At 71.2% G+C, this 11,641-nt stretch carries 12 protein-coding genes; 9 read left to right on the forward strand and 3 right to left on the reverse strand.

The window, feature by feature from the left end:
- The first annotated feature begins 3 nt into the window (after positions 1–3).
- The 7 genes from phnC (at position 4) to FGL15_RS13090 (ending at position 6,873) form a co-directional block, all read left to right on the forward strand.
- Positions 4–999 (forward strand): phosphonate ABC transporter ATP-binding protein, encoded by a 996-nt coding sequence (phnC, locus tag FGL15_RS13065; protein WP_138946367.1) that lies wholly within the window; start codon positions 4–6, stop codon positions 997–999.
- Positions 999–2,090 (forward strand): ABC transporter permease, encoded by a 1,092-nt coding sequence (locus FGL15_RS20975; RefSeq protein WP_240773536.1) that lies wholly within the window; start codon positions 999–1,001, stop codon positions 2,088–2,090. The genes phnC and FGL15_RS20975 overlap by 1 nt, the downstream gene beginning before the upstream one ends.
- Complete coding sequence (gene phnE / locus FGL15_RS20980; RefSeq protein ID WP_240773537.1) at positions 2,087–2,755, forward strand: phosphonate ABC transporter, permease protein PhnE; 669 nt, start codon at positions 2,087–2,089, stop codon at positions 2,753–2,755. The genes FGL15_RS20975 and phnE overlap by 4 nt, the downstream gene beginning before the upstream one ends.
- Positions 2,752–4,014: a TIGR03364 family FAD-dependent oxidoreductase gene (locus FGL15_RS13075; protein ID WP_240773538.1), complete on the forward strand. Its 1,263-nt coding sequence runs from the start codon at positions 2,752–2,754 to the stop codon at positions 4,012–4,014. The genes phnE and FGL15_RS13075 overlap by 4 nt, the downstream gene beginning before the upstream one ends.
- Positions 4,011–4,811: an HAD family hydrolase gene (locus FGL15_RS13080; RefSeq protein WP_240773539.1), complete on the forward strand. Its 801-nt coding sequence runs from the start codon at positions 4,011–4,013 to the stop codon at positions 4,809–4,811. The genes FGL15_RS13075 and FGL15_RS13080 overlap by 4 nt, the downstream gene beginning before the upstream one ends.
- 19 nt (positions 4,812–4,830) lie before the next feature.
- Positions 4,831–5,958 (forward strand): zinc-binding dehydrogenase, encoded by a 1,128-nt coding sequence (locus FGL15_RS13085; RefSeq protein WP_138946368.1) that lies wholly within the window; start codon positions 4,831–4,833, stop codon positions 5,956–5,958.
- Positions 5,959–6,630: 672 nt separating this feature from the next.
- Positions 6,631–6,873 (forward strand): hypothetical protein, encoded by a 243-nt coding sequence (locus FGL15_RS13090; protein ID WP_138946369.1) that lies wholly within the window; start codon positions 6,631–6,633, stop codon positions 6,871–6,873.
- Between the two features lie 12 nt (positions 6,874–6,885).
- Here FGL15_RS13090 and FGL15_RS13095 read toward each other — a convergent pair whose 3' ends face one another.
- Positions 6,886–7,824 (reverse strand): phosphoribosylaminoimidazolesuccinocarboxamide synthase, encoded by a 939-nt coding sequence (locus tag FGL15_RS13095; RefSeq protein ID WP_138946370.1) that lies wholly within the window; start codon positions 7,822–7,824, stop codon positions 6,886–6,888.
- Positions 7,825–7,998: 174 nt separating this feature from the next.
- Between FGL15_RS13095 and FGL15_RS13100 the strand changes: the two genes are divergently transcribed.
- Both FGL15_RS13100 and FGL15_RS13105 read left to right on the forward strand, forming a co-directional pair.
- The gene (locus FGL15_RS13100; RefSeq protein WP_240773540.1) at positions 7,999–8,559 is read left to right on the forward strand and encodes a PadR family transcriptional regulator; all 561 of its coding nucleotides are present in this window, start codon (positions 7,999–8,001) and stop codon (positions 8,557–8,559) included.
- A gap of 91 nt (positions 8,560–8,650) precedes the next feature.
- Entirely contained in the window at positions 8,651–10,231 is a 1,581-nt protein-coding gene (locus FGL15_RS13105) for a DHA2 family efflux MFS transporter permease subunit (protein ID WP_138946371.1), read from the forward strand.
- Between the two features lie 30 nt (positions 10,232–10,261).
- On the opposite strand, the gene FGL15_RS13110 is transcribed toward FGL15_RS13105, so the two are convergent.
- Together FGL15_RS13110 and FGL15_RS13115 are read right to left on the reverse strand one after the other, a co-directional pair.
- A complete protein-coding gene (locus FGL15_RS13110) occupies positions 10,262–10,759 on the reverse strand; it encodes a 2'-5' RNA ligase family protein (RefSeq protein ID WP_138946372.1) in 498 nt (165 codons plus the stop codon).
- Between the two features lie 3 nt (positions 10,760–10,762).
- Positions 10,763–11,641, reverse strand: coding sequence for an alpha/beta fold hydrolase (locus FGL15_RS13115; protein WP_138946373.1), 879 nt, complete (start codon positions 11,639–11,641; stop codon positions 10,763–10,765).

An 11,641-nucleotide genomic window follows, 5' to 3' on the forward strand; every position in this document is an offset into this window, starting at 1 on the left:
GCCATGAGCGTCACCGAGCAGCAGGCGCGTCGCACCGCACCCGACGGAGCGGAACCGCTCGTGCGTCTCCGCGGGGTCACGAAGCGCTTCGACCGGACGGTCGCCCTGCAGCGCGTCGACCTCGACATCCGTCGCGGCGAGATCGTCGTCCTGCTCGGTCTGTCGGGCTCCGGCAAGTCGACGCTCCTCCGTCACCTGGACGGCCTCGAGCGGCCCACCGCCGGGTCCGTCTCGGTCCTCGGCGACGAGGTGCCGTCCCTCGGGCAGCGCGCCCTGCGCCGGCTCCGCGCCCGCGTCGGGTTCGTCTTCCAGCAGTTCGAGCTGGTCCCGTCGCTCACCGTCCTCGAGAACGTCCTCACCGGTTCGCTGGCGGGCGTCCGCGGACCGCGTCTCGGCATATTCGGCTACGGCCGCACCCTGAAACTCAGGGCCCTCGGCCACCTCGACCGCGTCGGACTCCTCGAGCGCGCCTACCAGCGCGCCGACACCCTCTCCGGCGGACAGCAGCAGCGCGTCGCCATCGCCAGAGCGCTCATGCAGGACCCCGAGATCCTCCTCGCCGACGAGCCCGTCGCCTCCCTCGACCCGGAGTCAAGTGAGCAGGTGATGGCCCTCATCCGCGAGATCGCGATCGACCGCGGACTCACCGTCGTGTGCAGCCTGCACCAGGTGGACCTCGCGCTCTCCTGGGGCGACCGCATCGTCGGTCTCCGCCACGGCGAGGTGGTCCTCGACACCACGACCGACGGCCTGTCGAAGACCGAGGTGATGGAGATCTACGGCCGGGTCGCGACGAGTACCCGTGAGCTGCAGGCGATCGCCGTGGAGCTGGAGAGCGACGAGCTGCTCGGCGACCCCGACGACGACCTCCGCGGTCTGCTCGGTGTCGAGGAGCGCGTGGGCGAGGACGAACTGCCCGACGACCCGGAGTGGGAGTTCGACGCCGACGTCGACGGCCGCGAGCCCGACGAGCTCCGTCGACCTGGCAGGACCCGCTGATGGTCGTCACCGCGCCCGCGAAGACGGCACCGCCCGCCGGCCGCCCGCCAGGACTCTCCGGACCCGTTCCGGTCGGTCGGCTCCGCCCGCAGACGATCGCCGCCGTGCTCACGCTCGTCGCGCTGCTCGCGTTCTCGGTCTACTCGCTCCTCGAGGTCGGGATCTCGATCCCGAACATGGTGGCGAGCTGGGGCAACGCGGTCAACTTCTTCAACCGGGTGGGCACGATCACGTTCCCGCCGCCCGGGGAACTGCTGTCGCTCACCGCCCTGACCCTGGGGATCGTGATCTCCGGCACCGTCCTCGCTGCGGTGCTCTCGATCCCGGTCGCGTACCTCGCAGCCGCCAACACGACCCCGGGACCGGCCTGGCGCGCGGTCGGTCGGTTCGTCGGCGTGCTCAGCCGTGCCGTGCCCGATGTCGTCATCGCGATGATCCTCGTCCTCATGTTCTCGCTCGGCTCGCTGCCCGGCATCATCGCGATCGGGCTGCACTCCGTCGGCATGATCTCGAAGCTCTTCGCGGACGCGATCGAGCAGGTCGACGAAGGGCCACGACTCGCGATCCGCGCGGCCGGCGGCTCGAAGCTGCAGGAGTTCACCTCGGGCGTCCTGCCGCAGGTCCTCCCGTCCTGGGTGGCCACGGTCCTCCACCGCGGCGACATCAACCTGCGCGGTTCGGTCCTCCTCGGCTACGTCGGCGTCCTCGGCCTCGGCCGTGAACTGTCGCTCGCGTTCAAGTCACTCGACTACTCGCTCGGCATCGGACTCGCGATCGTCATCTTCGCGCTGTGCGTCGTCATGGAGATCGTGTCGAGCACCGTGCGGACCGTGATGCTCGGGGTGCAGCCGACCGGACGCGGACTCGGTGACCGCGTCGTGCGTCGGGTGGCCGCGGGCCGGGAGGCACGTCGCGCGGCGAGTGGGAGCAGCCGGACGACCGCCACGCCGAGCGCCGAGTCCCGGATCGCCGCTGCAGCGAAGCGCCCGTGGACGCCGGCCCGCGTCCGCGACACCGTCGGTGCCTGGCTCGCCGTGGCGGTCGTGGTCTGGGGCGTCGTCGTGTCCGACATCCAGTGGGGGACCTCGTGACGTTCTGGGCCAAGGCCCCCGACGTCCTCGTCCGTCTCTGGCCACCGTCGTTCGGCATGCGCACGACGGAGCAGATGGTCGAGGCGATGTTCGAAACCGTCGCGATCGCCTTCGCAGCGACCCTCATCGCCCTCGTCTGCTCGATCGTCATCGGGTCCCTCGCCGCACGGAACGTCGCACCGAACCGCGGTGTCCGCACCGGCGCCCGGTTCGCGCTCGTCGGCATCCGCGGCATCCCGGAGCTCATCCTCGCGATCCTCCTCATCGTCGTCACCGGGCTCGGTGCCCAGGCGGGGACGCTCGCGCTCGGCATCTGCGGGATCGGCCTCCTCGGCAAGCTCATCGCCGACTCCTTCGAGGAGGTCGCGCCCGGACCGGAACGCGCGCTGACCGCCGTCGGTGCGACGCGACCGCAGGTCTACGCCGCCGCGACGCTCCCGCAGGGTGCTCGCGCACTGGTCGGGCACACCTTCTACACGCTCGACACGAACATCCGTGCCGCGACCATGCTCGGCATCGTCGGCGGAGGTGGCATCGGCTACTACCTGATCCAGGCGGACCAGGGCGGGAACTACGACCAGGTCACGGCCATCGTGCTGATGATCCTCGCGGTCGTCCTCGTCGTCGAGGGCATCGCCATGTGGATGCGGAGGGTGTTCTCGTGAACGGACGACGGATGAGCGGCGGGGTGTCTGCGCCGCGGGTCGGCCTCGGTGTCGGGTCGCTCGGAGCCTCGGCCGACCGCGCCGACGTCGTGATCGTCGGAGCCGGCATCGTCGGACTGTCGGCGGCGCTCGCCGCCGTGGACGCCGGTGCGGAGGTCGTGGTCGTCGAACGCTCGGCCGAAGCCCAGGGCGCGTCGGTCCGGAACTTCGGTCACCTGGCAGCGACGCCGCAGGCCGGGCTCGCCTCGCGCCTCGCCGCGCGCTCGGCCGAGATCTGGCAGCGACTCGAGCAGGACGCGGGGCTGTGGGTCCGGCGCTCGGGCACGCACGTGGTCGCCCGGCACCTCGACGAGCTGCGAGTCCTCGAGGACTTCGCGGCGTCCCGTGCCCAGGCGGGTGCCGCGGCCGACATCCGTCTGTACGACGCGGCCGAGTTCCTGCAGCAGGTGCCGGTCAGCGCCGACGACGTGGTGGGCGGTGCCTGGCTGCCGCGCGACCTCCAGGTGAACCCGCGTCAGGCGCTGGGCGCCGTCACGGCGTACCTGGAACGCCGCGGTGTCGAGTTCCGACGCCGGACGACCGTGACCGGACTGCGCTCCGGCTTCGTCGACACCAGCCGCGGCGTCATCGCCGCAGGCCTCACCGTGGTCGCCGTGAACCACGACATCGACACCCTCCTCCCCGAGCTGGCCGAACGGGCAGCTGTCCGTCGATGCGCGCTCGACATGGTCCGGGTGCGCGGCGAGCTGCCGATGCCGATGCCGGCGCCGCTCCTGACCGGGTGGTCGCTCCTGCGCTACGGGGGATTCGCCGACTCGCCCGCCATCCCGGCCCTCCGGGAGCGACTGCAGCAGGACCACCCCGGGCTCGCCTCGCTCGACGTCAACCTCATGGCGACCCAATTGCCGGACGGCTCGATCATCCTCGGCGACACCCACAGCCGCGGCGAGGCGGTCTCCCCGTTCCAGTCCGAGCACGCCTTCGACGAACTCCTTCGGGCCGGAAGCACGCTGTTCGGGACCAGGCTCGACGTCCTCGAACGCTGGCAGGGCGTCTACGCCACCGCCCCGGAGGAGTTGCTCATCGACGAACCGACCCCGGGCGTCCGCGTGGTCGCCGCGACGACGGGCATCGGGATGACGACCGGACCCGCACTCGGCGAGCTGGCCGTCGCCGAGCACCTCGGTCCGACCTTCTCGCCGGCGCAGCCGCCCAGCATCCGTGCCGCATCAGCCCACCTTCAGAAAGGCCTCTCGTGACCAGCATCGATCGACCCCAGCAGGACAGCACCGCGGCTCCCGACCTCGACGACGACGTGGAGACCGACCTCGCCGACCTCGACGAGCTCGAGGACGGCTTCGACGACGCGCACGAGGACGACCTCCTCCTCGAACTCGTCGTCCTCGACCTCGCCGGGACGACGGTCTCGGACGACGGCGTCGTCGAGGACGCCTTCCGCGTCGCCGCCGAGACGATCGGCATCGACACCGAGGACGCACTCGACGCGGCCATCGAACTCGTCCGCGACACGATGGGCCAGTCGAAGCTCGACGTGTTCCTCATGCTGACCGACGGCGACGAGGCTCGAGCCGCTTCCGGCAACGCCGCCTTCGAAGAGGCCTACGAGCGCCTCGTCGGCGAGGGGCGCGTCGATGCGATCCCCGGAGCCGAGGACACGGTGCGACGGCTCCGCGAGCTCGGCGTGGGCGTCGTGTTCACCACCGGGTTCGCCCCGGCCACGCGCGACGCACTCCTCGCGAGCCTCGGGTGGTCGGAGCTCGCCGAGGACGCCCTGTCGCCCGCCGACGCCGGCCGAGGGCGTCCAGCACCGGACCTGCCGCTGACCGCCCTCCTCCGGTTCGGTGCGAGCGCCGTCGACACCATGGTCGTCGTCGGCGACACGGCCAGCGACATGCTGTCCGGGGTGAACGCCGGCGCGGGGCTCGTCGTCGGGGTGCTCACCGGGGCGCACGACGAGGAGACGCTGCTCGCGGCGGGCGCCGACGAAATCATCACGAGCATCGCCGAGTTGCCCGCGCTCCTCGGTCTCGACTGAACGACCGACCGGGGGAACCATGCACACGACGCTCACCGCGCACGAGGGCAACGACGTCTTCATCAGACCGTCGCCGATCGCGATGGTCTGGCAGGGGCCAGGGCACCCGCACCAGGCGATGGCGGTGCCCGGGGTGACGCTCGGGCCGGGGGACGTCCTCGTCGAGGTGGAACTGGCGACCGTGTGCGGCTCCGACGTGCACACCGTCCTCGGACACCGTGACGCCGCCACCCCGCTCGTCCTCGGGCACGAACAGGTGGGACGCGTCGTGGCGGTCGGGGGACCCGTCACCGCGGTGGACGGGACCGTCCTCGTCGCGGGGATGCGGGTCGTGTGGTCGGTCGTCGTGAGCTGCGGCGTCTGCGACCGCTGCTCCGCCGGCCTGGAGCAGAAGTGCCGTCGGCTCGCGAAGTACGGGCACGACCGGGTGCACCGCGGTTGGGAGTTGAGCGGCGGGTTCGCGACCCACGTCGAACTCCTCGAGGGCACGGCGATCGTGATCGTGGGGGAGACGCCGCCCGCCGCCGTCTTCGCTCCCGCGTCCTGCGCGACGGCCACCGCGATCGCCGCCCTGGACGCGGCCGAGCGCGACCTGCCCGGCACGGCGGTCCTGGTGACCGGCGCCGGGATGCTCGGGCTGACCGTCGCAGCCATCGCGACCGATGCGGGCGCTCGCGTCGTCGTGAGCGATCCGGACCCCGCTCGTCGGTCACTCGCCGGTCGTTTCGGCGCCATCGCGACCGTCGACCCCACGATCGGCGCCGCCGAGCACCTCGACGCCGCGCACCTCGCGGCGGGCGTCGAGGGCTTCCCCGTGGCCATCGAGATGTCCGGCGACGCCCGTGCCGTCGACGCGGCCATCGCGTCGCTCTCGATCGGCGGGACGGCGGTCCTCGTCGGCAGCGTGTCGCCCGGTGCGCCGCTCGGCGTCGACGCCGAACGCATCGTCCGACGCCTCCTGACGGTGCGCGGTGCGCACAACTACCGACCGCGGGATCTGGCGCGCGCGGTCGACTTCCTGACCGGTGCGTGGCGTCGGTATCCGTTCGCCGAACTCGTCGGTCCGGTGTTCCCCTTGCACGAGGTCGACGACGCGCTCGTCGCAGCTGCATCGGGGGCGTTCCCGCGTGTCGGTGTCCGACCCTGAACGACCCACGGGAGGTCACGCGAGCCGACTCGCGCCCTCCAGCGAGCCCCGCGGGATCCGGTCGTCGGCTCGGCGACGGCGTCCGAGGGCCGCGTGACCCCTTCGAGCGCCCCCATTCCGGGGGTCACGGCAGCCGATCCGCCCCGGATTTCCGCCGATCTCGGCTCGTGAATCCCGCCCCATGACCCACCTTGTGGGGTATCCTCGGGCCATGACGGTCACGACTCGCCACCCTGGTGTGGTCCGTGTCGGTGGTCGCCTCATGGTCGTGGATCCGTTCGCGGAACGAGGTGAGCTCACCGAGGATCAGCAGCGCGGCCACCAGCTGCGGCGGAGGATCACGCTCCTGCTCGGTGGCTTCCTCCTGCTCACCGGCTTCGTCGTCGGCGCGACGGTGGGCGTGCTCGTCGAGTGGTCACTCGTCCACGACGAACGCTCGACGGTGTCGCTCCCCGGCTTCGACCCGGAGTGGGCGCCCGGACTCGACGTCGTCGGCGCCTTGCTCGGTGCGATCCTCGTCGCCATCTTCCTGCTCGTGTCGGCCGAGCGACGCAACCGTCGCCGTCGACTGGACGGCGGACACCAGCCGTCGAGGTGGATCGATCCGCTCAACGATCACCTCATCGGGCTGAGTGACGACCTCCCTGGCCCTGGCTGTGGACGCTCACGCGCATGTACGCCACCGCGGAGCGGCTGCAGCGCGAACTCGTGGAGCGCAGCGGCACCCGCAGCGAGGTGGGCAGTGACGATTCATGCGATCTCGTCGAGGCGCGGCTCGCGGCCGACGATGCACGCGACGCACTCGAGAAGACGGCCACGCTCATGGGCGTCATCGTGCCGGAGGGACCGCTGCCCGACGCGCAGGCCATCCTGGCCGACAACGCCCGGCTCCGCGCCCGCCGGAAGACGGGCTGACCGGCACCTCGGTCAGCGACCGGTGCCGGTGAGGCGCTCCAGGAGTTCGCGGTAGCGAGCGGCCGTCTGCGTGACGATCTCGGCAGGCAGCGTCGGTGGTGTGGGTGTCGAGGCGTCGTCCTGGTCCCAGTTGTGGGCCAACCAGTTGCGGACGATCTGCTTGTCGAAGCTCGCCATCCGTGCGGTGGGGTCGTCGCTCGTCAGGTAGACGTCGCGGTCCCAGTATCGGCTGGAGTCTGAGGTGAGCACCTCGTCACCGAGGGTGATGACGCCGGTCGTCGGGTTGCGGCCGAATTCGAACTTCGTGTCGGCGAGGATGACGCCGTGGCGTTCCGCCGTGAGGGATGCCGTCTCGTAGATGCCGAGCGACAGGTCCTTCAGCGCGACCGCGTCGTCCTCGCCGATGAGTTCGACCATCCGGGAGAACGAGATGTTCTCGTCGTGCTCGCCGAGCGGCGCCTTGTAGGCGGGGGTGAACAGCGGCTCGGGCAGGCGATCGCCGTCGCGCAGGCCGTCGGGCAGCGGGATGCCGCAGACGGTGCGGTTCGCGACATACTCCTTCCAGCCGGAGCCGGTCAGGTAGCCGCGGACGACGCACTCGACGGGGAACATGTCGAGCTTCCGGACGAGCATCGCGCGGCCGGCGAACTCGGCCGGGATGCTGGACACCGCGACACCCGCGGCGTCGAGCTCGTGATCGGGGACGAGGTGGTTCGGCACCTCACGGAGCTGGTCGAACCACCAGAGGCTCAGGCTGGTGAGCAGATCGCCCTTGCCGGGGATGCCCGGCTCGAGCACGTGGTCGAAGGCGCTGACCCGGTCGCTCGCGACGACGAGCAACAGGTCGTCGGGGCCGGCGGCCGGCTCGTACAGGTCGCGGACCTTGCCCGAGTAGACGTGGTTCCAGGCGTTGGTCTCCGAGGGTGCGCTCACCCGTTCATTATCGTGCATCGGCGGTGGCCGGGCCGATCGCCAGGGCTTGCGACCTCGGCATGGTGCGCGTATGTTCCACGTGGAATAGTTCGTACGGAGTGATGGGATGGGCATGGGCACGGTCAAGCCGCTCGGCATGCTTGCCGTCGCCGCGCTCGGGTATCTGGCCGAGCGACCCATGCACCCTACGAGATGTACCAACTCGCGCTCCACCGTCAGGAGGACCGCGTCGTCAAGGTGAGCCCCGGCTCGCTCTACCGCGCCGTCTACGGACTCGAGGCCGACGGTCTCGTGCTCGCGGCCGGGACCGACCGCGAGGGCGCCCGGCCCGAGCGGACGACCTTCGAGATCACCGAACGCGGCCGACACCTGCTCGGGGAACGGCTGCGCGAGCTGCTCAGCACCCCTACGAACGAGTACCCGGAGTTCGGGCTCGCGCTGTCCGAGGTGCACGAGCTCGGTGCCGACGAGGTCCGGATGCTGCTGGAGACCCGCATCCTCCGGCAGCGTGCCGAGCTCGCCGACCTCGATCGCCGCACAGCCTGGGCACTCGAGCGCCGCATCCCGCGCGTCTACTGGATGAACGTCCCCTACTCGGCTGCCATGGTGCGTGCCGAGATCGCCCACCTCCAATCGCTCCTCGCCGAGATCGCCGACGGATCACTCGCCTGGCACGTGGCCGGGACGCGCGCCCCGCTCCACGAGCAGGCGGCGACCCCACCCGCGTCCGTCCGGTCGACACCCTCCACCTGAACCTCCGGGACGGCCGACCAGTCCGGCTAGCGGTCCCGCTCATCCTCGCGTCCGGAACGCGAACCCGTCACTCAGTGCAGAAAGGGACATCATGTCCACCACCCCCACCACGCCTCCTCAGGGCGTCTCCGGCCCGACGCCAGGGGCCGTGCGCCCCTGGCCGGCGCTCTGGTCCCTGGTCATCGGATTCTTCATGATCCTCATCGACACGACCATCGTGTCCGTGGCCAACCCCGCGATCATGCGCGGCCTCGACACCGGCATCAACAACGTCATCTGGGTGACGAGCGCCTACCTGCTCGCCTACGCCGTGCCGCTCCTCATCACCGGCCGCCTCGGCGACCGCTTCGGCCCGAAGAACCTCTACCTCATCGGCCTCGTCGTCTTCACGCTCGCCTCACTCTGGTGCGGCCTGTCGGGCTCCATCGAGATGCTCATCGTCGCCCGCGTCGTGCAGGGTCTCGGCGCCGCGCTCATGACCCCGCAGACGATGGCCGTCATCACCCGCATCTTCCCTCCGGACCGCCGTGGTGCGGCCATGGGCCTCTGGGGAGCGACCGCTGGTGTCGCGACACTCGTCGGCCCGATCCTCGGTGGGGTGCTCGTCGACGGCTTCGGGTGGGAGTGGATCTTCTTCATCAACGTGCCCGTCGGTGTCATCGGCTTCATCATGGTCTGGCGGAACGTCCCCGCGCTCGCCACGCACCCGCACAAATTCGACGTGCTCGGGGTCGTCCTGAGCGGGCTCGGGATGTTCCTCCTCGTGTTCGGCATCCAGGAGGGCCAGAGCTACGACTGGGGCACGATCACCGGTCCGATCACCGTGTGGAGTCTCATCATCGCCGGTGTCGTCGTCCTCGGCCTGTTCGTCGTGTGGCAGGCCGTCATGAACGGTGAGCCGCTGCTCCCGCTGGCGTTGTTCCGCGATCGCAACTTCTCGGTCGGCAACCTCGCGATCTCGACGATCGGGTTCACGATCACGAGCATGTCGCTGCCGCTCGTCTTCTTCTACCAGACCGTCCGCGGCCTGACCCCGACGCAGTCCGCGCTCATGCTCGTCCCGATGGCCGTACTCTCCGCCGGGCTCGCGCCCGTGGTCGGGCGGGCGATCGACCGCGTGAACCCGAAGTGGTTCGCTCTCGCAGGGCTCCTCCTGCTGGCCCTCGCGCTCGGCTGGTACTCGATCCTCCTCACGCCCGAGCAGCCGATCCTGATGCTGCTCCTCCCGAGCGCCGTCCTCGGTCTCGCCAACGGCTTCATGTGGGGACCAGTGTCCAACCTCACCACCCGGGGGCTCCCGCAGCACCAGGCCGGCGCCGGTTCAGGCGTCTTCAACACGACGCGTCAGATCGGCGCAGTGCTCGGCAGCGCGGCCATCGCCGCGCTCATCCAGGGGCGCCTCGCGGCCGAGCTGCCCGCTGCACCCGGTGGGGCGGCCGGTGGCGTGAGCGAGGTGACGGGTGGCGAGCTGCCTGAGTTCCTGCACGCCGGGTTCACCACCGCCATGGCCCAGTCGTTGCTCCTCCCGGCAGCACTCGCGCTCGTGGGAGCGGTCGTGGTCCTGTTCTTCCAGAAGCCGAAGGCGGCCGCCTGGTCGACCCCGGAGACCCAGCACGGACAGGCCGCCGCGGTCGCCGCGGCTGCCGCCACCGCCCGGTCCGAAGCCGAGTAGCGGCCCCGCCGACACGGCGACACCGGACGGTCACGGGCTGAGGAGGTCCGTGACCGTCCTGGTGTCGCCGTTCCAGAACCGGAGCCCGGTGACGAGCCCGGACGGGAGGTCGCTGAGCGACCGGAGCCCGTCGAGTGCCGCCGCGGTCTGCTCGCCGGCGACGCGTCGGGAGAGTGTGACGTGGGGTGTCCAGCCGCCAGGCCGGGTGTGCTCGAACGCGCCGGTGACGTCTCCGGCCACACGTCCGTGCAGCTCCAGCAGCTCGTGCGTGGGGATCACCGTGAGCGCGAGGACGGCGCCCGAGCGACGCGGGAACAACAGCGGAGCCCCGAGCCGGACGTCGAACGGTCGGAAGGCCGGCCGCCCGGTGAGCTCGAGGTCCTCGCCGGCCGACAGTGTGACGTGCGGACGGTTGCTCGCACCGCGATGCGTGGCGAGACTGCTGATGCCGAGGTCGAGGAGCGCTTGCCAGCGGTCGCGGACGGCGGCCTCGAGGGCCTCGTCGAACGTCAGATCGACGCTGCGCACCGGTCAGCCGATCGGGAAGAAGCCGTGGACGGCGGCGGCGAAGGATCGCGGCTGCTCCACCCAGGGGTAGTGTCCGCACCCGTCGAGCACGATGGCCTGGCCGAGCGGGAACCGCTTCGCGAGGTCGACGACGGGCGCGAGTCCCGTCAGGCCGTCCTCGGAGCCCGCGACCACGAGGACGGGAGCCGTCACGGTGCGCAGGGCGTCGCGGATGTCCTCGACCTCGTCGATCGTGGGGGTGTGCACGAACGCGTCCTGCGCGGCCGGGTGCCAGGCGCCCAGACGCTCGTGTTCGCGGGCGGTGTCGTCCCATTCGCCCCAGGCGATGGGCGCGACCGCCGGGAACAACCGGTTCCCCGACGCGGAGTCCGGGGCTGCGAGCAGCGCGGGCAGCGCCTCGAGGAAGCCGGGGTACCAGTCCTCCGCCGCGTGTCGGGCGATGATCTCCGCGCTGTCGTCGTCCGTGTCGACGAGCCAGGTGGCGGGCGGCGTGATGAGGCACAGGCGATCGAGCCGGTGCGGGTAGCGCGCGGCGTAGCTCACGGCGACGCGGGTACCGGCGGAGTGCCCGAGGAGTTCGAGGCGGTCGACGTCCAGCCAGCGACGCACGGCCTCGACGTCCTCGGCGAGTTCCGGCCAGCTCGCCGCAGCGGTCGACGGTCCGCTCTCGGACCGTCCGACCCCGCGCTGGTGCAGCACGATGAGGCGCCGTCTGGTGCTCAGGCCGCCGAGATCACCGAGGTAGACCGGGTGACGCGCCGGTCCACCGGCGAGGACGACGAGGGGCGGCAGGGCGTCGTCGCCGATCACGTCCACGTGCAGTCTGGTGCCGTCGTGACTCTCGACGACGGCCGATGACCCGGTTCCCGCTGCGGCGCTCAT

It is taken from the genome of Plantibacter sp. M259 (genome assembly GCF_006065115.1).
Taxonomy (GTDB): Bacteria; Actinomycetota; Actinomycetes; order Actinomycetales; family Microbacteriaceae; genus Plantibacter; species Plantibacter auratus.

What these genes read in the sequence shown, in the direction of transcription:
- FGL15_RS20975 (WP_240773536.1), top strand. Translation starts at nt 999, where the DNA reads ATGGTCGTCACCGCGCCCGCGAAGACGGCACCGCCCGCCGGCCGCCCG.
- FGL15_RS13090 (WP_138946369.1), top strand. Translation starts at nt 6,631, where the DNA reads ATGTACGCCACCGCGGAGCGGCTGCAGCGCGAACTCGTGGAGCGCAGC.
- FGL15_RS13115 (WP_138946373.1), bottom strand. Translation starts at nt 11,641, where the DNA reads ATGAGCGCCGCAGCGGGAACCGGGTCATCGGCCGTCGTCGAGAGTCAC.
- FGL15_RS13095 (WP_138946370.1), bottom strand. Translation starts at nt 7,824, where the DNA reads ATGCACGATAATGAACGGGTGAGCGCACCCTCGGAGACCAACGCCTGG.
- FGL15_RS13085 (WP_138946368.1), top strand. Translation starts at nt 4,831, where the DNA reads ATGCACACGACGCTCACCGCGCACGAGGGCAACGACGTCTTCATCAGA.
- FGL15_RS13105 (WP_138946371.1), top strand. Translation starts at nt 8,651, where the DNA reads ATGTCCACCACCCCCACCACGCCTCCTCAGGGCGTCTCCGGCCCGACG.
- FGL15_RS13100 (WP_240773540.1), top strand. Translation starts at nt 7,999, where the DNA reads ATGTACCAACTCGCGCTCCACCGTCAGGAGGACCGCGTCGTCAAGGTG.
- phnC (WP_138946367.1), top strand. Translation starts at nt 4, where the DNA reads ATGAGCGTCACCGAGCAGCAGGCGCGTCGCACCGCACCCGACGGAGCG.